Origin of the sequence: Bartonella sp. CL434QHHD (assembly GCF_042195145.1) — a bacterium.
Classification (GTDB): Bacteria; Pseudomonadota; Alphaproteobacteria; order Rhizobiales; family Rhizobiaceae; genus Bartonella.
In genome coordinates, this window is sequence record NZ_JBHINT010000015.1 from 82622 (window position 1) to 106735 (window position 24114).

General features: G+C 36.1%; 17 protein-coding genes and 2 tRNA genes. 6 read left to right on the plus strand and 13 right to left on the minus strand.

What is annotated here, in order from left to right:
* Positions 1–840 precede the first annotated feature (840 nt).
* Positions 841–916, minus strand: a tRNA-Lys gene (locus tag ACFILN_RS03135).
* A gap of 437 nt (positions 917–1353) precedes the next feature.
* Here ACFILN_RS03135 and ACFILN_RS03140 point away from each other — a divergent pair.
* The gene (locus ACFILN_RS03140; RefSeq protein WP_273790694.1) at positions 1354–2922 is read left to right on the plus strand and encodes a TerC family protein; all 1569 of its coding nucleotides are present in this window, start codon (positions 1354–1356) and stop codon (positions 2920–2922) included.
* Positions 2923–3544: 622 nt separating this feature from the next.
* On the opposite strand, the gene ACFILN_RS03145 is transcribed toward ACFILN_RS03140, so the two are convergent.
* The 5 genes from ACFILN_RS03145 to ACFILN_RS03165 form a co-directional block, all read right to left on the minus strand.
* The gene (locus tag ACFILN_RS03145) at positions 3545–3718 is read right to left on the minus strand and encodes a DUF6990 domain-containing protein (RefSeq protein WP_375631244.1); all 174 of its coding nucleotides are present in this window, start codon (positions 3716–3718) and stop codon (positions 3545–3547) included.
* Positions 3719–4898: 1180 nt separating this feature from the next.
* Positions 4899–5132 (minus strand): hypothetical protein, encoded by a 234-nt coding sequence (locus tag ACFILN_RS03150; RefSeq protein WP_375631224.1) that lies wholly within the window; start codon positions 5130–5132, stop codon positions 4899–4901.
* Positions 5133–5433: 301 nt separating this feature from the next.
* Positions 5434–5661 (minus strand): YbfB/YjiJ family MFS transporter, encoded by a 228-nt coding sequence (locus ACFILN_RS03155; protein WP_375654512.1) that lies wholly within the window; start codon positions 5659–5661, stop codon positions 5434–5436.
* Between the two features lie 46 nt (positions 5662–5707).
* The gene (locus tag ACFILN_RS03160) at positions 5708–5857 is read right to left on the minus strand and encodes a YbfB/YjiJ family MFS transporter (RefSeq protein WP_375654511.1); all 150 of its coding nucleotides are present in this window, start codon (positions 5855–5857) and stop codon (positions 5708–5710) included.
* Positions 5858–6392: 535 nt separating this feature from the next.
* Positions 6393–6469: transfer RNA gene (locus tag ACFILN_RS03165), tRNA-Arg, on the minus strand.
* A 263-nt stretch (positions 6470–6732) separates the two neighbouring features.
* On the opposite strand from ACFILN_RS03165, the gene ACFILN_RS03170 reads away from it, so the two are divergent.
* On the plus strand, positions 6733–7506 hold the full coding sequence (locus ACFILN_RS03170; RefSeq protein ID WP_273790691.1) for an NAD kinase: 774 nt from the start codon (positions 6733–6735) through the stop codon (positions 7504–7506).
* 145 nt (positions 7507–7651) lie between these two features.
* A complete protein-coding gene (locus ACFILN_RS03175; RefSeq protein ID WP_375631225.1) occupies positions 7652–9055 on the plus strand; it encodes a DEAD/DEAH box helicase in 1404 nt (467 codons plus the stop codon).
* A gap of 59 nt (positions 9056–9114) precedes the next feature.
* Here the strand turns inward: ACFILN_RS03175 and gltX (ACFILN_RS03180) are convergent, their stop codons facing one another.
* The 7 genes from gltX (ACFILN_RS03180) to ACFILN_RS03210 all read right to left on the minus strand — a co-directional run bounded on the left by gltX (ACFILN_RS03180) (position 9115) and on the right by ACFILN_RS03210 (position 19450).
* Complete coding sequence (gene gltX / locus ACFILN_RS03180; RefSeq protein WP_273790689.1) at positions 9115–10488, minus strand: glutamate--tRNA ligase; 1374 nt, start codon at positions 10486–10488, stop codon at positions 9115–9117.
* Between the two features lie 10 nt (positions 10489–10498).
* On the minus strand, positions 10499–12160 hold the full coding sequence (locus ACFILN_RS03185) for an NAD+ synthase (RefSeq protein ID WP_375670842.1): 1662 nt from the start codon (positions 12158–12160) through the stop codon (positions 10499–10501).
* A 124-nt stretch (positions 12161–12284) separates the two neighbouring features.
* The gene (locus tag ACFILN_RS03190) at positions 12285–13664 is read right to left on the minus strand and encodes a class II 3-deoxy-7-phosphoheptulonate synthase (protein ID WP_273790687.1); all 1380 of its coding nucleotides are present in this window, start codon (positions 13662–13664) and stop codon (positions 12285–12287) included.
* Positions 13665–13732: 68 nt separating this feature from the next.
* Positions 13733–15124: a glutathione-disulfide reductase gene (gene gor, locus ACFILN_RS03195; RefSeq protein WP_273790686.1), complete on the minus strand. Its 1392-nt coding sequence runs from the start codon at positions 15122–15124 to the stop codon at positions 13733–13735.
* Positions 15125–15327: 203 nt separating this feature from the next.
* Positions 15328–15897 carry a DUF2059 domain-containing protein gene (locus tag ACFILN_RS03200; RefSeq protein WP_273790685.1) on the minus strand — a complete coding sequence of 190 codons (570 nt, stop codon included), beginning with the start codon at positions 15895–15897 and terminating at the stop codon, positions 15328–15330.
* A 107-nt stretch (positions 15898–16004) separates the two neighbouring features.
* Entirely contained in the window at positions 16005–16709 is a 705-nt protein-coding gene (rpiA, locus tag ACFILN_RS03205) for a ribose-5-phosphate isomerase RpiA (protein WP_273790684.1), read from the minus strand.
* 482 nt (positions 16710–17191) lie between these two features.
* The gene (locus ACFILN_RS03210) at positions 17192–19450 is read right to left on the minus strand and encodes a ComEC/Rec2 family competence protein (RefSeq protein ID WP_375643543.1); all 2259 of its coding nucleotides are present in this window, start codon (positions 19448–19450) and stop codon (positions 17192–17194) included.
* Between the two features lie 111 nt (positions 19451–19561).
* On the opposite strand from ACFILN_RS03210, the gene gltX (ACFILN_RS03215) reads away from it, so the two are divergent.
* The 3 genes from gltX (ACFILN_RS03215) (at position 19562) to ACFILN_RS03225 (ending at position 24036) form a co-directional block, all read left to right on the plus strand.
* Positions 19562–20992 carry a glutamate--tRNA ligase gene (gltX, locus tag ACFILN_RS03215; RefSeq protein ID WP_375670844.1) on the plus strand — a complete coding sequence of 477 codons (1431 nt, stop codon included), beginning with the start codon at positions 19562–19564 and terminating at the stop codon, positions 20990–20992.
* 262 nt (positions 20993–21254) lie between these two features.
* A complete protein-coding gene (gltA, locus tag ACFILN_RS03220) occupies positions 21255–22550 on the plus strand; it encodes a citrate synthase (protein ID WP_273790681.1) in 1296 nt (431 codons plus the stop codon).
* Between the two features lie 733 nt (positions 22551–23283).
* Positions 23284–24036 (plus strand): transporter substrate-binding domain-containing protein, encoded by a 753-nt coding sequence (locus tag ACFILN_RS03225; RefSeq protein WP_273790680.1) that lies wholly within the window; start codon positions 23284–23286, stop codon positions 24034–24036.
* Positions 24037–24114 lie beyond the last annotated feature (78 nt).

A 24114-nucleotide genomic window follows, 5' to 3' on the forward strand; every position in this document is an offset into this window, starting at 1 on the left:
AATCATTTTTATGCTTTTCTTCAATAGTCTTTATCCGCACGTTAATCCCATTTATAATGCAAAAATAATAATTTTAATTGATTCATTATAAGAGGGATTGAAACAAAAGAAGTTTATGATAGTAAAGTTTAAAAAAATAATAATTAATCATTATAAATCAATATATTATAATGATTCTGAGCGGCTTTCTTAATATTTATATTTTTAGAGGTTAAGCTAACGGAAAGACAGCATAGCATAACTTCATAGTTTAATATTTTTAAACTTGAAGCCTCATTAAAGCCTATTGTCTTTCGTTTAACAGGTACTAGTTTTAAACAATTAAACTGATCTAATTTTATTCCTGTTATGTCCGCTAAATACTTTATTTTATCTTGATTTACCCTCTTAGAATACTGATGATTATTACAGAAGTTTTTTGTTTAAGCGGGAGAGTTATCAAAAAATATCCACGCTGCTAATACAACTAAAGTGCAAAGTTTCTTCTGTCTTTAAACAATATGCTAAAAATCCAAAAAAAATTTAATCAATTTATATTAAAAGAAGTGAAAACTGTTGATTTTTATACCCCTTTAAATAAGATAATTGTCGGTAAGAAGCTTCTCCTTACCAATTGCGACTTTAAAAAAAGAAACAATACGCATTAAAAGATCTTTAAATGTCCTTTGGAAGTTTTTTGTGTCCCCTAAAAAGTACAAAAACCGATGACTAAGCTATATCAACAATCTTCACTTTTAAACAAACAGATATGGGGAAATCCTACTGCCCAATTTTATTTAGAAACTCGTATCTTAAAAAAAATTTACGCAATCAATGAGTTATTTACGGTATAAAATAGAATGGTGGGTGATGAGGGGATCGAACCCACGACCCGCTGATTAAGAGTCAGCTGCTCTACCGACTGAGCTAATCACCCATAAGCTTCTCAAAAGACGAGAATGAGCGTTTCTATAACGCTCCTAAGGATGGATGTCCAGATATTTTGTTGTTTGTTATATAAACTCATTGTCTGTAAGGTTAAAAATATGATATTCACCACTTGATCTTATATAAAAATAAACCCATTATAAGAAGCTTTATAAATAAATGTTCTGATTGTTACACAGAACCTATAGTTAGAGGATTATCGAGCATAATGCCCGAGCAAAATTTAGAGGGACCTTCTTGTGGTTGTAAGCGGGATGGGGCATCATTTTGTTTTATCAGCAATCACATGCATTCAAGCAATATTGTGTTGTTTTTTTCTTTGAATATAAGTTTTCTTACATACAATGTTCATGATCCAATATACGAATAAAAGCCTATGAATTTTTTTTGTCAATCGCGCGCTTTTAAGCTTATAAAAGGTAAGGAATGATGGAATGGATCACTGATCCCCATGCGTGGTTTGGTTTGATCACGCTGGTTTTTCTCGAAATTGTTTTAGGAATAGATAACCTTATCTTTATTGCAATTTTAGCTGAAAAATTGCCACTGCATTTGCGTGACCGCGCACGCTTTATAGGTCTTACTTTAGCATTAATTATGCGGCTTTTCCTTCTTACAGTTATTGGATGGGTTATGAGACTCGATAGGGTCATTCTTTCACTTTCATCTTTTGTATTTAGTTGGCATAGCTTTATTTTAATCGGTGGTGGAGCCTTTTTGCTAGCAAAGGGAACGCTAGAATTACATGAAAGGTTAGAAGGGGTATCACATGAAAGAAAAACAGGCCTTGGTTATGCTGTTTTTTGGCAAGTAATCGTCCAAGTCGTGGTGCTGGATGCCGTTTTTTCACTAGACAGTATTATTACCGCAACAGGTATGATTGCAAAAGAGCAGGCAGCAGTTATGTATATCGCAGTCATAGCTGCTATGGGAGTAATGATGTGCGGATCTGGTGCTCTTATGCGTTTTATTAATCGTCATCCCACCATTGTAATCCTTTGTCTTGGTTTTTTGATGATGATTGGTTTTACTCTCATTGTTGAAGGATTTGGTTTTCATATTCCAAAAGGGTATTTGTATGCTGCTATTGGTTTTTCTGTTCTCATCGAAGTTTTTAATCAAATTGGACGTCGTAACCGTGAAAAAATGATTAAAACGAATGATCTACGCAGTAGAACAGCTGATGCTGTTTTGAGGCTCTTAGGAGGAGGAAGCAAAGATAGTCACCTTGCTGAGACTGTAGATGTTATTGCTGAACAGGCCGCAGCATCTGAGTTGTTTAGACCAGAAGAAAAGGAGATGATTCGTGGTGTTCTCGATTTAGCTGATCGCCCTGTTCGCTCTATCATGTCGCCGCGTAATGAAATTGAATGGTTAGATTTAAATGCTGATGAAAATGAAATGCGTGAAGAATTACAAAAGGTTAAACATAGCCGCTTAATTCTTGCGCGTGAAAAAGTGGATGAATTTGTTGGCGTTGCGTTGACAAAAGATCTTCTTTTGAATTTGGCTGAGGGGAAAAAGATTAATTGGAAAAAAGCTATGCGAGAACCCCTCGTTGTTCATGAAAACACAAGTGTTTTACGATTGATGGAGCAATTACGTCATTCTTCGATTCAGCTTGCAATTATTGTTGATGAGCATGGATCTTTTGAAGGAATTGCAACACCAACCGATATTCTTGAAGCTATTGCAGGAGACTTTCCTGATGACGATGAAGAACTCATGATCGCAGAACAACTTGAAAATGGCAGTCTTCTTGTTGAGGGATATGCTGATATCCGCCGTTTAAGTGGTTATCTTGGGCGTAACCTTGTGGATGAAGCAGATCGTTATACGACTCTGGCAGGCTTTATGCTTTGGCAGTTTGGTCATTTACCAAATGAGGGAGAAAGCTTTGAAACTGATGGTTTACACTTTAAAGTGATTGAAATGGAACGCCGAAACATATCTAAAATCCTTATTTCTCCACTTGTATCACCAGAAAAAAACTAATTCTTTTTATCAGCAAAATGAATAAAAAGATTTTTTTATGATTAAAAATTGAAAAGAATAAGCAGTTGATAACTCAATTGCATTTCATTATTTTTATATTTTTTTAAGCGTAAAATAATGACATACAAAAGTTATATATCAATGAACTTTCCATTATAAAAAATTTTCATTGATGATTGACGAAAAGCTGGAAGAGAAAAAATGGTGCAAAATTATTTGTCAATGGTCATTAATCTAAAAAACAATGAATATATACAACATATTGATTTATAATAATTATTTATTACAATATTACCTTTATATCAAGAAAGCCTCTTTCAAACATCAGATTTCCGCCAATGGATAAAACTCCACCATTGTTGAGTTCACTCAACTGATGATGGCATCTTTAAACCAGACTCTGGCTCCTATAATCTTTTTAGATCTTCTTGATATTTCTTAAGGAGCTATTCCTTATCTTTTGTTTCGATAAATTTAGCTATTTTTTTCCTTCCAAGAATGAGACTCAACCTCTCTGGAAAGGCCCTTATTAAGAACTTTGTTTTTCTTCTAGATAGCTCATATTTTTGCTACTTTTTAATTAAAGCGTAGCTGAGCTGCTTAGATTTCACCACTTCTTTGACTAAAGCCAATGCACGTTCAGATGAATCTGTTGGGTATTTTCATCAAAGCCTAAATGATCCTCTGCACTGAAACTTTGATAATAAGATTGTAAGGTTGCAACATCACCTAATAAAGACAGTGCACCAATATGAAGTAAGCTATAATCTGCATCATATACCTTGATAACCTTTATGTGCCTCCAACTTCACTCTATCGCCAAGGTGGTGCTCCATATCTGGAATAAAAGCATTTATGAAGATCAATTTTTTCTATCGCCTATTTCAAGACATAATCAAGCTTAATTCCAACCAATCTGCATATATTTCTTCTTCACAAACTCTCCACCCCTTTTTATCAAAATCAAGCTGTAGATCTTGTAAGTGCTGAGAATTGATAGGGATCAATTACCACGCAGGCAGCAGCTAAAATACCAGTCGTAATCGAAACTCCAAAATCAAATTGCGGATAACCTTTGATAATTGCGTCATTATAAAGAATTTGTACTTCACAATCTGGTAGTTGGTAACGTGCTGAATAATTATCTACCTCTTTAATTTTTCAACAGACCAATCAAGATTTTTGAAGAGCACTGTTGTACTCTCCATGATGAAAAAATTCTTTGCTCTACCTCAAAAGAGGTTGTATCCATATCAAAAGTCAAAAGCGAAGCAGATTTTTGCAAACAAAAGTGATAACGCCGTGTAAGAGAAGAATCTTATCAATAAGGTCTTTGGTGATTTCTTTTGCAACGTCTAAACGAGATGGAATCTTATTCATAAAAAAACACAATAAAGTCAATAGGTTTTGTGCAATTATTTTATATAAATCCCATTTAAAATCTACACTTTTATACGTGATTTAATTGACCATTTTTTATAAACAATTACCATGTATGAATAGACCACAAAAAGCAAATCATGATGCAAATGTTATAACGCATGTAAACATTCAAATGAAGTGAAAAGCAGCTATCATTCATAACAGTTCATAAATTTTATGATACGTTTTTATCACACACAAATCGTATTGTTAAAAACGTAATCGTTTGAAATTATCGATAAACATAAATTGCATGCGTTTAAAGAATGGTATGGGGTTTACTCTTTTTTTGAGCTAAACCTTAAAAAAATAATCATTTGAAACTATCATAAGATAGGTTTTAATTCATTAAGGGCACATAAAAGGATTTAAAGACAAGTCAATTTTAAAGCACCACTTACTAAAAAGTTAGTAAATGATAGGCAGACATTATGTAGATACTATCATCACAACAAGTCTTGCATTGCCATATACATTACCTCTAATCACGATATAATCAGGAGATCTTGGCATTGCCATAAACAGAGCCGTAGACCTTAGTATGACACCCCACACTAGCATTGCCCTAAACCTTGCCTAAACAACCGCATGATCATAAACCGCGGCATTGCTATAAATACGTACACTACCGGATAATTTTTCATTCCCATAAACCCACGCATAATGATAAACTCAACCGTTATAAAAAAGATGAGCATTGTCATAAACATGAGCACCAAAATACACATAGGTTTTATCACATATAAGGGTATTGCCATAGACATAGCCCCCAATGGCAGTATTGCCATAGCCCCTTGTCTTTTCATAAACACGACCAGATTTTACAACACAGGCATTATCAGCAACCCAGCAATTGCCATCATGAGAGAGGTTGCTTTCAATTTCAATAAAAGCATCTAGATCGCCTTTTTTACATCACCAAAATCTCTTAAAGTACGAATGCGATATAATGCCAGTTACGAAATCCTTTTGATTGGTCAATTCATATTTTGGATGGTTTTTCTTATTAACAGGAGCGGTTTCATTTGTAATGGAAGAAATAACGGAGGTGTTTCTTAATATAGTTGTTATAATTAAGCCTATATGTTTTTAAAAGTTTTGAACAGACATTAAGCCAACTCCAAACCAAATGTTTGTTGAATCAAGTGCTCTGTTCAAACTAATAATAACATATTCATTACCTAGTAGTAGAATACCAACTCCTACACCTGCATAAAGCGAAGCAATAACCCAGCCCATATGGCTATGCTGTATGACTATAATAGAACCCAAAACCATCATTGCTACACTCGCAACACCAGCAGCAAAACGGATCAAAAGAACTAAGTATTAACGCCATGGAAATAATTAAGTGCACTCATTACTATACTGTATAAGATAGCATACGAGGAGCAAGGAATATATTCCAAATTCTGCCAAACGTAAAGAACATACTCCCAACTAAATAACCATCATAATTAGCGCTTGGTATATAAGAACGTTGATTAAAGGTAAACAATCCCTCATCCAACATAACTGGCAATATTGGTGTATAGAGAAATCACCAGATACCCATATCAAAACCATACCGAATACAGCATTTTGAAACAATTCAAATCTTGAAGGTTGTTTTTCCTCCTTATTGTTCCTTTAACTGGTGATATTTCTCATCCGCGTTCCATCTCACCATAACAGCCTTTAGCTCCAAAAATAGAATAAAAGAAAATTTAGCTATCTATTTTAATGCTCAAAACAATATATTTAGCGATCTACTATCAACATCGCCAGATCAGTTGTACAATAACATATTGAATTAATATGTATTTTTATGTTATAAATGTTTATAGTTAAATTGAAAGCATATTTAGATAATCTTGTTTTTTATCTCGATATTCAAAATGACTAACCGAAGAATTATATACGCAGCCGTAAATTTTGCTTCTCTTAAAATCATTTGCTTATTCGCTAAAAAACTTAATAAACAACTCAAATAACCATTTTCATAAAAGAGGAAATTGGCTTCTTTTTAGGTAATATTGTTATTTAGGATAATATGAAGTTGAAAAATTTGGTGCACCCGACAGAATTCGAATCTGTGACCTCTGCCTTCGGAGGGCAGCGCTCTATCCAGCTGAGCTACGGGTGCTTCACACTGATTATTAAAATCAGTTATGGTCTTTTAACTAATCATACTCTTAGCTTCAATGCTAAATTATCATTCTAATAAAAAAATTACTTGTTTGTGATTTATCTAACGACGCACTCCTTTTACTTTTTAATGATACTTTACCTTGAAATAACTTCTCTTTATTCAATGCTCTTTTTATTATAAAAAGAGCTTTTATTACAACTTCAAAACTCTCATAAATAAGTTACAACATAAATTATAAGTATCAGGACAATTTTTAAATGGCTACATTACCAAGTCGCTTTCATTTCATTTCCGCAGAAACTGAGGAGGCTATCAAAGCTACCCATAAATTAATTTCCGTTTATGGTCATTCTTCTCTGGAAGAAACTGATATTGTTGTTGCAATCGGTGGTGATGGGACAATGTTACAAACCGTACGAGACGTCATGAACACAGGCAAACCTATTTATGGCATGAATCAAGGTTCTGTAGGATTTCTTATGAATGAATTTCATGAAAAAAAATTGCCCAATCGTATTGCTGCCGCACATAAAAAAGAAATCCATCCCCTGCGCATGATCGCAAAATCTGAATGTCAAGATTCTATCGAGGCGCTTGCAATTAATGAAGTATCCCTCTTTCGGCAATCTTATCAAGCCGCAAAAATTCGCATCACCATTGATAACAACGTACGCATGGAACAATTAAGTTGTGATGGTGTCCTCGTCGCTACACCAGCTGGATCAACCGCCTATAATTTATCAGCACAAGGACCTATCTTACCTCTTATGGCTCCCCTTATGGCCCTCACTCCTGTTAGCCCTTTTCGCCCTCGGCGTTGGCATGGAGCTTTGCTTCCCAATACAGTAACAGTGCGCTTTGATATGCTTGAACCTGACAAACGCCCTGTAAACGCTGCTGCAGATAATATTGAAGTTAAATCTGTCCATTCAGTTACTATTTCAATGGCAACAGAAGTAACAGCTTCAATCCTTTTTGACTCAAATCATTCATGGGATGAGCGCATTTTATCAGAACAATTTCGCTATTAATGATTGTATTATGCGTTTTATGTGTATATGATTGTTATAGTTAATTTTTTGTAAAAACATCTTAACACTTTTAAAGAGTGTAGAATATTGGTTATAATTATCATTTAGATAACGCAGTTAAAATCACAGAGCAGTTGATAAAAAAATGATACCATCTTTAAACAGTTTTGATGATTTAGGTCTTTCCGCAAAGGTTATTAATGCGGTGAAATCAGCGGGGTATACAGCTCCAACACCCATTCAAAGCGAAACAATTCCGCATGTCCTTCAAAGAAAAGACGTTTTAGGAATCGCCCAAACGGGAACAGGTAAAACTGCCTCTTTCGTATTGCCTATGCTCACTCTCCTTGAAAAAGGTCGTGCAAGAGCACGAATGCCCCGTACGCTCATCTTAGAACCAACAAGAGAAATTGCAGCTCAAGTTGAAGAAAATTTCGATAAATACGGAATAAATCATCGTTTAAATGTTGCTCTTTTGATTGGTGGAGTTTCTTTTGAACTCCAAGATCGCAAACTTGAACGGGGAGCTGATGTTCTTATAGCAACACCAGGGCGCCTTCTTGATCATTGCGAGCGCGGTAAACTGCTCCTGATGGGCGTTGAAATCCTTGTGATTGATGAAGCTGATCGCATGTTGGATATGGGCTTTATTCCTGATATTGAACGCATCTGTAAGCTAACTCCTTTTACGCGTCAAACTTTGTTCTTTTCTGCAACAATGGCGCCAGAAATTACAAAACTAACGAAACAATTTTTACATTCTCCTGTATCTGTTGAAGTTACAAAAGCATCCTCAACTGCAACCACAATTACACAGCGGCTTGTCAAATCTGGAAATAAATCATGGGATAAAAGAGCGGTTTTACGAGAGCTTATCCAAAATGAAGGTGCAGAGCTTCAAAATGCAATCATTTTCTGTAATCGAAAGAGAGATATCTCTGAACTTTTTAGATCGCTCATTAAACATAACTTTAATGTAGGGGCACTTCATGGAGATATGGACCAATATTCGCGCATGAACACCCTAGCTGATTTTAAAAATAATAAACTTACACTTCTTGTTGCTTCTGATGTTGCTGCCCGTGGACTCGATATTCCAGCTGTAAGTCATGTATTTAACTATGATGTTCCTACACATGCTGAAGACTATATCCATCGAATTGGTCGTACAGGGCGTGCAAATCGCAGCGGAAAAGCTTTTACAATTGTCACAAAAGCTGATCAAAAATATATCAATGCCATCGAAGAAATGAGTAATGAAAAAATTGAATGGCTCAATGGAGATCTCTCAACTTTAATAGCTGATGATCAAACAGAAGATATTGTTGTAAAGAAAAAATCTTCAAAACCATCAAAGAAAACTGCTCCAAAAGAGCCTGTTGTTCACACTAAAAAATCTGTAGAAGAGAATAAAATAGAATATATCAAAAATGCAAATAATAAGGAGAAGCCATCTGAGCAACAACGCTCACGAAAAAATAAGAATTACACACCCATTGGATTTGGTGATGATATTCCTGCTTTCATGCTTATAAAAACGTGTAAATAAACCCGTTCTTTACTCTCTTTAAGAGTGAAATGAACGAAATACTTTTAAAAAATCCGCTCTTATTTCCTAGAGAGCCTTTCCGTTACCTTTTCACGCCCTAAAAGCTGCAAAATTTTTCCCATTTCAGGTCCATGATCCATGCCCGTAAGTGCCTGACGTAATGGCATAAATAAAGCTTTTCCTTTTCGACCTGTTTTTTCTTTTAATGCTGTTGTCCAAATTTTCCAACTTTCCTCATTCAAAGCACCTTCAGGTAAGAAATCGAGTGATTGGTGCACAAAAGCACGATCCTCTAGTGCTACTGTATCAAAATTCTGTTCATCATGAATGATTTTCCACCAAAAAACAGCATCATTGACTTTATTAATATTGCTTCTTATCGCGTTCCAGAAATATTCCGCCTTATCTCCCTCAATAGAAAGTTTTTTAAGGCGCATTTTTACTTCCTCATAGGTTAACTCATGGACAAGATGACTATTCAAAGCAAGAAGATCAGCAATATCAAATTTTGCAACGGATCTTGACGTATCTTGGAGATTAAAATGCTCTAAAAGCGCAGCTTGATTGGGATAGGGATGCACATTTTGCGATGTCCCAATCAAAACGGCAAGGCATTGAACAGCTATAGATTCAAATCCTTCTTCCCGTAGAGAACGAATAGAAAGATCATTATTACGTTTTGAAAATCCTTTTCCTAAAACTGTCGCCAATAAATTGGTATGAGCAAAAACCGGTAATTCTGCATTAAGAGCTTTAAAAAGAGCAATTTGAGCGCCTGTATTTGTAATATGATCATCCCCACGAATAATATGCGTAATAGCCATATCTACATCATCAACAATAGACGGCAATGTATAAAGATAGGTTCCATCTTCACGAATAAGAACAGGATCTGAAAGAGAAGCTAAATCAATCGTCTGCTTTCCCTTTATTGCATCATTCCAGCAAACTTCTGTTCGCTTTGTGTGTAAAGGATCACTTTCAAAATTAGGAAGAAGAAAACGCCAATGGGGTTTACGACCTTGTGATTCAAAGTTTTTTCTCTCTTCTGTTGTCAACTTCAATGCTGCACGGTCATAAACAGGAGGCAATTTGCGTGAAAGCTGGATTTTACGACGCCGCTCTAATTCCTCTGTTGTCTCATAACAAGGATAAAGAAGACCACGTTGTTTGAGAATTTCTGCCACTTCATCATATCGATTAAATCGCTTGGATTGGTAATAAATTGCATCTGGTTGAATACCAAGCCATTCAAGGTCAACAGCAATAGCATCGATATATTCTTGTTTAGAACGTTCAATATCTGTATCATCATAGCGTAAAATAAATTCTCCCTTATACGCTTGCGCATAAAGCCAGTTGAAAAGCGCAATACGGATATTGCCAATATGAATATAACCTGTTGGAGAGGGAGCAAAACGAACTTTAACCATAAAATAATACTCAATTTTTATCGCGAAAATGATTGACTATGGGATAGCGACGATCGCGTCCGAAATTTTTGTAACTGATTTTTACACCAGGCGCAGATTGACGCCTTTTATATTCGGCACCATAAAGAAGCTGTTCAACTTTCGCAACAGTTTCTCGTGAGTGTCCACGTTTAACAATATCACAAATACTCATGTCATTTTCTACAAGAGATTGTAAGATATCATCTAGAATAGGATAAGGCGGAAGAGAATCTTCATCTTTTTGATTTTCTCGCAGCTCTGCAGAAGGCGCTTTTTCTATAATATTGGATGGAATGACAATCCCTTCTGGTCCTCTTAAATTATGCAAGTGATTTTTATTGCGCCACTCAGCTAATGCATAAACCTGCATTTTATAAATATCTTTTATAGGATTAAACCCGCCATTCATATCCCCATACAGTGTTGCATATCCCACAGCCATTTCTGACTTATTGCCTGTCGTTACCACCATTGAACCGAATTTATTTGAAAGCGCCATTAAAACTGTACCGCGTATACGACTTTGAAGATTTTCTTCTGTTATATCAGGGGGTAACCCTAAAAAAAGAGGTGCCATTGTTTCAAGAAAAGCTTCAACAGCTTGCTCAATCGGTATGATTTCATAACGACATCCTAAAAGTTGTGCACATTCTTTGGCATCTTTTAATGATTCTTGCGAAGTATAATGATAGGGCATCATAATGGTGCGAACCCTCTCAGCACCAAGAGCATCCACCGCCATTGCCGTACACAGGGCTGAATCAATTCCTCCTGAAAGACCAAGAATAACATCCTTAAAGCCGTTTTTATTAACGTAATCTTTCAACCCCAAAACACAAGCTTGATAATCAGCCGCTAATCCATTGAGAAGACTTTCATTAGGACCTGAAATACAGTGCCATCCCGTCGTTGTTTTTTGCCAATGGCTTAAAGCAATATGGCTATCAAAGTGTTTCATTTGAAATATCTTTTTGCCTTGTCCATTCAAGGCAAAAGACCCACCATCAAAAACGAGCTCATCTTGACCACCTACTTGATTAGCGTAGATAATTGGCACTCCAGATTGTAGAGCTTGCGTATGAATAACATCTATACGTTTTAAAGTTTTATTACGATAGTAGGGAGATCCGTTAAGGACAAGAATAATTTCCGCTCCTTTATCTTTAAGCTCTGTACTCAGAGAGGAATCATTCCAAAGATCCTCACAAATGACTATTCCTAATTTGATTCCATGATAGACAATAGGCTGAGGACGTGGACCTGAAGAAAATAAACGCTTTTCATCAAATTCAGCATAATTAGGTAAATCAAACTTCAAACTTTCGGCTATGACTCTCCCTTCATCAAGAACCATGACAGCGTTGTAAATATTACCATTGCGCCTTAATGGAAGACCAATGACAATTCCTGGTCCGCCTACGGTTATCTTTGCTAATTTCTCAACAGTCTCTTCACATGTTTTTGTAAAAGCAGGTTTTAGAACAAGATCTTCCGGCGGATAAGCGCTTATAAAAAGTTCCGTGAATAAAACAAGATCAGCCCCCTCTTCTTTGGCCTTTTGATGCGCCATGACAGCTAAAGAAAAATTCCCCTCAATATCACCGACAATAGGATTTAATTGGGCAATTGATACCCGAAAATCATTTTTCATAAGCCTTTGTATCATTTCATCAGTTTAGCAACCACAACTTTATTCCTCATCATCGGAAATATCACTTTTTTAAAAATTCTCTTCTGCCATAATGACCTAAAAAAAATATTAAGTAAATTTTTGCCTACCCCTCAGCAGCAATTGCTAACGAGTCAGTCGCACGATTTTTTTTAAGGAGTTCAGCAACAAGAAAAGCCAATTCTAACGCTTGATCTGCATTTAGCCGAGGATCACATTGCGTATGATAACGATCAGATAGATCGTCCACAGAAATGGCATGCGCCCCTCCTGTACATTCAGTAACATCACGACCTGTCATCTCAATATGAATGCCCCCTGGATAAGTTCCTTCTCCACGATGCACTGCAAAAAAATTCTCTACTTCTTTTAAAACATAATCAAAGGGACGCGTCTTATAACCATTGGCAGTAATTGTATTGCCATGCATTGGATCACATGACCATATAACCGCACGCTTCTCGCGTTCAACGGCACGGATGAGTTTAGGCAGATAACGTTCAACTTTATCATAACCAAAGCGCGTAATGAGAGTAAGCCGCCCCAACTCGTTTTCAGGATTTAAAATATCAATTAATTTTAAAAGCTCATCAGACTCAATGGAAGGACCACATTTTAATCCTATAGGATTTTTAATGCCGCGACAATATTCAACGTGAGCATGGTCAATCTGACGCGTACGGTCACCAATCCATAGCATATGACCAGATGTTGCATACCAATTTCCTGAAGTTGAATCAATCCGAGTCAAAGCCTCTTCATAACCAAGCAACAGTGCTTCATGACTGGTATAAAAAGATGTTTCACGCAATGAAGAATGTGTTTTGGATGTAATCCCTATAGAACGCATAAAATCAATTGCTTCAGAAATACGCTCTGCCAATAATTCATAACGTTCCCCCTGCGGACTGTTAGAAACAAAACTCAACATCCATGTGTGAACATTTTCTAAATTAGCATAGCCACCTTGTGAAAAAGCACGCAATAGATTAAGTGTTGCCGCAGATTGGCGATAAGCCATAGACATCCGTTGCGGATCTGGAATACGAGAACCGGCTTCAAATTCAATGCCATTAATAATATCCCCACGATAAGCAGGAAATTCAACCCCCTCTTTTCTTTCTATATCAGAAGAGCGAGGCTTTGCAAATTGACCAGCAATACGACCAATCTTAACAACCGGTTTAGAACTACCAAAGGTTAAAACAATCGCCATTTGCAAAAATACGCGAAAAAAATCACGGATATTATCAGCTTCATGTTCTGCAAAGCTTTCGGCACAATCACCACCTTGTAATAAAAAAGCTTGGCCTTTCGCAACGGCTGCTAATTCATTTTTTAAATCACGTGCTTCACCGGCAAAAACTAAAGGAGGATAGCTTCTCAGTTTTCGCTCAACATCTTCTAACATAGACTTATCCGGATAAGTCGGAACTTGTTTAATTGGCCTTGTTCTCCAAGTGTCAGGCGCCCATTCTTTTATCATTACACTCTCTCTAAAGATTAAGCTTAAAGATTAGCATCTCAAAAACTTTTTACCATAATATATGCTGTTTAACTTTCTATTTTCTTCCCATTTTCATATATATAACTTGGTTTATACATTGTTACCAATTCTTCTGCCATCGTTGGATGCACTGCCATCGTCTCGTCAAAGATATCCTTCGTCAGCTTACCCTTGAGAGATATCCCTATAAGCTGTGCCATCTCACCAGCATTTTCCCCTAAAATATGAGCGCCCACAACAATACGGCTTTCACCATCAACAATGAGTTTCATAAGCATTTTCTCTGAACTACCAGAAAGAACATTACGCATAGGACGAAAAACTGTACGATAAATTTCAAGACGCTTATAACGCTTTACCGCCTCTTCTTCTGAAAGACCAACCGTTCCAATCTCTGGCTGTGAAAAAACTGCTGTTGTAATTAAATCATAATCAGGTGTTGTGGGAATATTCTCAAATGCTGTCTTAACAAAACACATTGCATCATGAATCGCAACAGGTGTTAATTGAATATGACCTGTTACATCACCAACAGCCCAAATATGGGGGATATTTGTTGTCATTTTCTCATCAACAACAACTGCACCAAATTCATCCACTTGAACACCTGCCCTATCAAGTCTTAAACCCGTTGTATTTGGTACACGCCCCGTAGCCAACATAATCTGATCGGCACTGATTATTTTCCCATTTGATAAAACAACTTCATAACAATTTTCTGCAGCCTGCACTTTAGAAATTGTTATTCCGTAGAGAATAGAAATCCCTTTTTCAATCATTGCATCGCTGAGCAATTGCCGCAAATCATGATCAAAATTACGAAGGATTAAATCACTCCGATGGAGAAGTGTTGTTTTTACACCTAATTCATGAAAAATATTAGCAAATTCAACACCAATATACCCTCCACCAACAATGACTATTGATTTTGGGAGTTGATCAAGGTCAAAAATCTCATTAGAAGTAAGGCAAAATTCACCACCTTCTATGGGAGTATTTTGTGCAAATTTTGCTCCCGTTGCAATCAAAATTTTTTCTGCACTTACCCGCTCACCCGTGGCAGAAAGCTCTAATGTGTGATCATCTATAAAAGTAGCACGACTTTCATAAATATGCACATTGTTATTTTCTAATCCCTTACGATACAGCCCTTCTAACCTTGATATTTCTTTATTTTTAGCTGCAACCAACTTTTCCCAGCTAAAAATTGGATCCGCATATTCCCACCCAAAACCAACACTTTTCTTAAATTCTTTTACATATTGTGATGCATAAACATAAAGTTTTTTGGGAACGCAACCACGAATAACACAAGTGCCCCCTATACGATATTCCTCTGCTATAGCGACCCGCTTGCCAAGACCTCCAGCAAGCCGTGCTGCACGCACTCCACCAGAACCACTTCCAATAACAAATAAATCAAAATCAAAAGAGCCCACGAATTATTCCTTCTTATATAGCTGCAAGAGTAGGCTAAGGTCTTTTATTATCAAATGAAAGTCTTTTTTTCTTTTGAAGAAGCATTTTTTATAAAGCAGTATTCTAAAAAGACCTACTCTCATTAAAATATTAAAAACGGCGGGAAAACCGCCGCTATTAAAAAAATCAGAAATTGCCCATTGTTGTCATGATATCGATCAAGCTATTTTTTATTTTCTGAAGATTCTGATTTTATTGGCATATTTGTAGGCATAGTAGAATTATTCAAATTAAGTGTTTCAGACATCTCTTTTTTCACATTTTCTACAAGATCCCGCATAAGAGCAGTACGCCATATATCAAATGCTGAATAAGAATCACGTGCAATATTGGGGACTTCTGTCAAAAACTTTTTACCGGTATCAGAATTATAAAATGTTGTTATCGCATCAAGCTCTTTTTGAGTAAAATATTTTGCATATACATGAGCAATCTCTTTTTCTAGATCAGAGCGCCTTTTAATTAAAGCAAGCGCCTGCTTATCAACAATATCAGAAATAGCTGTTGCTAAATTCGGATCATCGCTGATCAGTTCATTTTTGAAATCATGGACCGCATTTGGTAAAAAACTATCAAATTGATCCGTTGCATGAATAGCTCTGATTGCCTTTCGCGCTGAATCCAAATGTTGATCACTCACACCTTGTGCATAAACCGTTCCAACATTTACAAAAAAAATAGCAATTACACCAAAATATACGACAAAACGCTGAAAAGAAAATATTATTTTCATTTAATGATTACCCCGATAGCTAATTATAATTTTAATTCGTTATTCTACCTAAAATCTTTAAGACCCTTTATTTACTGTGCTAACATATCATCATGTAAATGCCTTTTCTAAAAATCAAACGGTTCTAAAACTTTTATTTGACCATCAGCCATAGCGACAATTGCACGTGAAGCCAACCCCAAAAAAAGGCCATGCTCAACAACACCAGGAATAGCAAGAAGTGCATCCGATAATGGTTTTGGTTGCAAAATGCAGCCCCAAAATGCATCAAGAATAAAATGGCCACCATCTGTTTCAAAAGGATCTTTTCCATTCATTCGCAATGAAATTTTCCCAGAAAGCCCTAAATCATCAGCGACTTTTTCAATGGCTCTGCATGTTGTGTGGATACCAAATGGATTAACTTCAATTGGTAGTGCAAAAGCACCAAGTCTTTTTACCACCTTTGTTTCATCCGCAATGACAAGCATTGCACGAGATGCCGATGCTACAATTTTTTCATACAACAATGCTCCCCCTCCCCCTTTAATGAGCATCATCTCAGGACCAATTTCATCTGCTCCGTCAATATCAAGGTCCAGCTCAGGTATTTGTTCTAAAGTGCTAACAGGCACTCCAAACTTATGACAGAGTTGTTCAGAATATCTTGAAGTAGCAACACCAGTCACACGCAAACCATCCGCAACACGCTCACCTAGAAGACGAATAAATTCATTGACTGTCGAACCAGATCCGATACCAAGCCGCATACCATCTTCAACAAACTCAAGCGCTTTAATAGCTGCCATTTTTTTTAACTGCTGAACATTCATGAATGACTTTGCCTTCTATCCGTATAAGCAGCATTTATCACCCCTATTACCACCGATAATAATGATAATAAAAGATAACCTCTTGACGCAATCTATTTAAATTTACCATCATCTTTTGCTTGAAGAGATGTTACCCGTTATAGAAATATATGATAAGAATAAAATAGAATAATCAACAATTATCTTTTTTATTTCTTTGAGAAGATTTGTTAGCATTTTTTTCATTCAATAAGAATTTTTGATTTATCTTGTGCTATCAATAGGATGCACAAAGATGCACATATCAATTTTTTTGAAAAAATTAAAATGATCAGATATAAAAAATCATCTATTTCTAGAAAACTGTAGATTATTATCTCGTTTCAATGACATTGATAAAATTACCAATCTAAATACCGTAAAATATTATGAGAAAAGTCTTCTGTTATTTTTTGTTTTGTCATTATCCAAATGTGAAGCAAAATATGACCGATTATATGTTTTTATGAATGCTGTCTGTGCATATTCCATGGTCTATGAAACCCTAGAGAAGACCAAATAATATCTCCACCTTTGGTCATCATAACGCTTCCTCGTGATAACAATTGTTGAGGCATAAATATTATTTTTGCCTTCTTGTAACAAGTTGGATTATGCATCATAAATGTCTGAATGAGAATATCTGCCTCTACACATTGATCTGTTTCTCTCTGTAAAACGATCACTTTTAATCCATTATCCAATAAAGATGTACATACATGATAATCACAAATAAATTGTCCGTGCAACGAAGGACCATATTTTGTTGGTTTAATCGTTTCATTCACACGAAATGACTTTTTCCATATGGATGTCGTGAACTTAGAAATATGGTAACGATCAATATATAATTTTTTATCATGGATAACGCCCACGAGACGCATATTATCTGCTATAATCAGTTGTACAGGTGAATGCATTACACAAATAGAAATACCTGCCAAAATAAACAAACTAAAAAAGAGCCGGATGGGTGTTTTGCAAAAAGTCAGTCCAACCAAGCCTATACTCAATAAAACTAACGCTGATAACGGCATAAAACCAGGATTCAAATCAGGAGAAATAGCCTTGATAGCATGTGCAATCTTTATTACAAGATCAACTCCAAAACCCATAATTTGAAGAGGAAGCCATTCGAATCCTCCTAACATTGCAAGAACTGCGATTAATCCAAAGGGAATGACAAAAATTGAAATGACAGGCAAAGCAAAAGCATTACTAATAATGCTCAAAGATGCCATATTAGAAAAATGATAAGCAGCATAAATTCCACTTGCACTCCCTGCAACAAAGGAAGAAGCACATGTTGAAAGCATCGATGAGAAAACAAAATTTATCACTCCTCCTCCAACATAAGAGGGAGTTGTTTTTCTTTTACGAAAAAATGATCTTCCACTCCACCAATCAAAAAAAGCGATCAAAGCAGCAGTCGCAGAAAAGGACATTTGAAAGCTAGGACCTAATATTTCATGGGGTGTCATCGCTAGAGTTATCAACCCTGCAATGGAAAAATTACGCATTGTTATAGCAGAGCGATTACACAATATAGCAACCAACATAACAGCAATCATCACAAAACTTCTTTGCGCTGATATTGCTAAGCCCGACAATAACAAATAAAAAGCTGTTATCATAAAAGCAACGATAGCAGCAAATTTTTTACTGGAATAATAGGAAGAAAAAACTGGAAAAAATGCTAAAAAACTACGGATACTCAAAAGAACTATGCCGCTTAACAACGCCATATGTAAACCTGATATTGATAAAATATGAGCTAATCCAGCTGTACGTAATGCTTCATTTGTCTCATTTGAAATACCAGCACGCTGCCCTGTTATGAGGGCAGCTGCAACACTCCCCTTTTCTCCTTCAAGGGCTATATGGATTCTTTGTGTCATCTTCGTGCGTAAATTTTCAATTTTCTGTAGAATGATAGCGAATATTCCATCAGGCTGCGAAACGAATATTTTTCTTGGTTTTTCTAAATAAACGCCTTGTGCTCCAATTCTTTTAAAATAATTATGAAAACTAAAATCGTAGCCTCCTGGACGCACAGGCCCAGAGAATGCACGAATCTTAACTTTTCCATGCAGTCCATCACCAATCGCTAAGCCAGATGGCAAATATCTTGCCGATAAACGAACACGATGAAGACTATGGCGTAATACAGGATTTTCTGTATTCAAAATCTCCAAAACTAAACGAAATCCTCCTTTGGCACCTGACTCAATAGAAACAATTCTTCCCGTCAATGTAGTGACAATGTCACTGCTTAGCATGGGTGTTGCAATACGCCACGTTTCTATTTTTGCCGCTAAAGCACCCAATATAATACAAAACAGAAACCCCACGGGAATCCATATTTTTCGATAAAAACGTGCAACATAGAATATTCCCAGAAAAATACTGACCAACGCCCCCAATTGTCCCCAACTTGGTTCCCACTCTAAATGAAAATAGAAAATGATTCCTAGGGCAAAAAAGACTAAAATCAGCGAAAAAAGGATACCAAAAGAAACTTCTTTATTGATACAATCTTCTAACCATTTGCGAAAAAAAATGATTACTTCTTTTAAGAGTGTCAATAAAAAAAGTTTTTGTTGGTTATAGCTACCGTTCTTTGCATCATCATATCTAGAAAAAACACTCTGCCCTATCTGACATGGCTTTTTTCCTTCTGTAACAGATTTTTCGGATAAACCCTCTTTACTTTTATAAAACATCAGTCCCCCACTTTAACTCGCAATACGGCTATTGCACGCCCCATCACTTATGCTAACATGACTTTTCTATAAAATTCCATAAGTAATATCTTAGTTTAAAGGAAAATATTCGTGTCTGTTATTACTCGTTTTGCCCCTTCACCCACTGGCTTCCTTCATATTGGTGGTGCTCGTACTGCTCTTTTTAATTGGCTTTATGCAAAACATACCGGTGGAAAAATGCTTTTACGAATTGAAGATACAGACCGAGAGCGTTCAACAGAAGCAGCTGTAAAAGCCATTATAGATGGCTTGCACTGGATGGGTCTTAGTTACGATGGCGCCCCTATTTCGCAATTCGAACGTGCAGAACGTCACCGCCAAATCGCTGAACAGTTGGTCAAGAATGGTAAAGCATATTATTGTTATGCTTCACCTGAAGAGTTAGCTGAAATGCGTGAAAAAGCCCGTGCAGAAGGGCGCCCACCACGTTATGATGGACGTTGGCGCGACCGTGATAGTTCTGAAGCTCCTAAAGGTGTTAAGCCTGTTATTCGCATCAAAGCCCCTCAAGATGGAGAAACGATTGTACATGATCGTGTTCAAGGTGATGTCCGTTTTCCCAATAAAGATCTCGATGACTTCATTATTTTGCGTTCTGATGGTTCGCCTACCTATATGCATGCTGTTGTCGTTGATGATCATGATATGGGCATCACACATATTATACGTGGTGACGATCATCTTACCAACGCAGCCCGACAAACGATTATCTTTAAAGCAATGGGATGGGACATTCCTGTTATGGCCCATATTCCTCTTATCCATGGTGAAAACGGTGCAAAATTATCAAAGCGACATGGTGCGCTCGGTGTTGATGCCTACCGAACAATGGGATATCTTCCTGCTGCTTTGCGCAATTACCTTGTCCGTTTAGGTTGGAGTCATGGTGATGACGAACTGATGTCACTTAAAGATATGATTTCTTGGTTTGATATTGAGGATATTAACAAAGGTGCTGCTCGTTTTGATCTCAAAAAGCTCGATTCCATCAACGGACACTATATGCGTATGAGTAATGATCAAGAACTTTTTGATGCCGCTCTTAATATTCTACCAGAAACCGATAGGGGAGCACAAATTATTGAAAAACTTGATGAAAAACGCCGTGTTCAATTTTTAAAAGCAATCCCGCATTTGAAAGAACGTTCAAAAACACTGTGCGAACTGATTGACAATGCCTCCTTCATTTTTACGCAACGACCTTTACAACTTGATGAAAAAGCTCAAATGCTCTTAGATAAAAATGGACAAACCATTTTAAACGATCTTTATCTTGCTCTGAAAGCGTGCCCCTCTTGGGATACAAAAACTCTAGATGAAACACTTCGCTCTTGTGTCCAAACACAGAATCTCAAATTTGGATCTATCGCCCAACCACTTCGCGCAGCTCTTACAGGATGTGCAACATCACCAGGTGTTTTGGATATTCTTATTTTATTAGGACGCGATGAATCCCTTCATCGCATCAAGGACCAACTTATCACAACAATATGCCCATGATGTGCACTGAGTATATTTCCTCAAATAAGGATCTATACAGATATCTCAACGCGCCTTAAAAGAGTTTTTTATGTTATATCATTGAAATACATTTCTTATTGAGTAATAATGATCAATAAGGAAATATTTTTAGATTGCATGTACTCACTTTTAGAGGCAATCTACCCTTAATATAAGTAAGAAAAGCTTCAGTTATACATCCCCCACTCTGATGAAGCAGAGTCTTAATTTTTAGAAGTGAAGGATCTGAAAGGAATACCGAATGTCTGAGAATAACGCATATATTATTGTGAATGATAAAAAAGTAGAGCTTCCCTTGCGTAAAGGCACGAGTGGACCTGAAGTCATTGAAATTGCTTCTCTCTACAAAAAAACCGATATTTTTACTTATGATCCTGGTTTTACTTCAACAGCTTCTTGTGAATCAAAAATTACTTATATCGATGGTGATAAAGGTATATTGCTTTATCGTGGTTATCCTATTGATCAATTGGCTGAAAAAGGAGACTTTCTCGAAAGTTGTTATCTTTTACTTTATGGTGAACTCCCAACACAGCAAGAAAAAAATGAATTTGATCGATGTATTATGCAGCATACCATGGTACACGAACAGTTTGCACGCTTCTTCCATGGCTTCCGTCGTGATTCTCATCCTATGGCCGTCATGGTTGCCTGCCTTGGCGCTATGTCTGCGTTCTATCACGACTCTATTGATATTACAGATCCTCACCAGAGAATGATTGCTTCTGTTCGTCTTATCTCAAAAGTTCCAACGCTTGCTGCTATGGCCTATAAATACAGTATCGGACAAGCATTTGTTTATCCACGTAATGATCTTAATTATGCTGCAAATTTCCTCCATATGTGCTTTGCAGTTCCTTGTGAAGAATATAAAACAAACCCTGTGCTTGCTCGGGCGATGGATCAAATCTTTATCCTTCATGCAGATCATGAACAAAATGCTTCTACATCTACGGTACGTCTTGCTGGATCCTCAGGTGCTAATCCGTTTGCCTGTATTGCAGCAGGAGTTGCATGCCTTTGGGGACCAGCACATGGTGGTGCCAATGAAGCATGCCTAAAAATGCTACAAGAAATAGGTTCTATTAAAAGAATTCCTGAATTTATTGCACGTGCAAAAGATAAAAATGATCCTTTCCGCCTTATGGGCTTTGGGCACCGTGTCTATAAAAATTATGATCCACGTGCAAAAATCATGCAAAAAACCTGTCATAAAGTTTTAAAAGAACTCAACATTCAAGATGACCCTCTTCTTGATATTGCAATAGAGCTTGAAAAAATTGCCTTAAGTGATGAATATTTTATTGAGAAAAAGCTTTATCCCAATGTTGATTTCTATTCCGGCATTACATTAAAAGCTCTAGGTTTTCCAACTGAAATGTTTACTGTCCTTTTTGCATTGGCGCGCAGTGTCGGGTGGGTGGCACAATGGAAAGAAATGATTGAAGACCCTGCACAAAAAATTGGTCGTCCTCGACAACTCTACACAGGCTATGCTATGCGTGACTATGTTCCTATAGATGAACGTGCAAATTAAAAAAAGAGATCAATAAAGCTTCAATTTACTGAAGCTTTATTGAGAGTAATCAAAAAACATCCTTTAAGAATTTTTATAAAACGTGATTTTAAAACTCTTTCTACAGAGATAACATCATCATAAAAATTTACTAAAAAATTCTAAGTTTTAGCTCTGTAAAGAAATTGAGAATACTTTTCTGCGAATTAGCCAAACATTTAGCAAAAAGAAATTGAAAATTTTACCTTATAATCCTCATTATCTTTAATAGAAATGTATTCTCTATCATTCCCCCATGTTTAAAAGCCCTATTACATATTAAAATCTAGCAATGTCAGAATTTTTCTTTCTATCTTCTTCAGATAAAATTGCAAAAGGCTTACATTAAGTGCTTTTCTAAGATGCCAAAACTTCTTATCCCTCTTCAAATAGATTCGAATAAAAATACTTTACATTTTGTCCTGTTAAGAGCTGAAATTTTCTTTGTATTTAAGTTAATAGTTTTTCTTTTAAAGATAAATTATTGATTTTTTAAGTAAAATCATTAAATCATATAATCAATAGAGGTGTCCTTCTTTCCTGTATTTTTTATTCCCATACTTGATAAAAAGAAATTATTTTTTGACAATGATATTCAGCATAATGATAGCAAAATGACCACAGATAAATTTTTTACATTGCTCCAAAAGAGCTTACAGATTATAAAAATTCATGATGGTTTCATATTTGCCAGCTTATCTAATAGGAGAACATAATGAAATTATTAGCAGGAGTTCTTATAATAAGCGCGACACTATTTACCCTATCGGCTAATTCTCAAACGCTGAAAATTGCAAGCGATGCTTCTTATCCGCCATTTAGTTATATTGACTCAAATAACGAACTTCAAGGGTTTGATATTGATATATCTTATGCTCTTTGCAAAAAAATGAATGTTGAATGTACTATTGTCACACAAGACTTCGAGGGGATGATTCCCGGTCTTCTTGCCAAAAAATACGATGCTATTGTTTCTTCCCTTTCTCCTACAAAAGAGCGCTTACAAAAAATTGATTTTACAGATCCTTACTACAATACAGCACTCGCTGTTATTGTTACCAAAAATTCGGAAATTAAAGAAATCTCAACACAAGCCTTTAGAGGTAAAAACCTTGGTGTACAATCAAATACAACACAAGCTGCATATGCGGAAGATCATTATGCCTCTGAAGGAGTTAATATCAAACTTTATCCTACAGCAGCAGAAGTTAATCGTGATCTTTTAAGCCATCGGCTTGATATCATCATCTTTGATAAATTAAAAGCATTAAATTGGCTTGAAAATGAAGGAAAAGACTGCTGTCTCCTATTGGGAACTCTAGAAAAAACAAATTTTCCTATTGCAATTGCACTCCGTCAAAATAATAATGATCTTAAAAACAGTTTTAATAAAGCAATAGAAGAAATCCGCGCCGATGGAACCTATGAGAAAATTATGAGAAAATATTTTACTTTCGATATCGATTAGATCTCACTATGAATTAAAATTCAATCTGTATATTTAAGGAGTATCTTTAACTCTTTATTGGACATGCAGGTATAATTG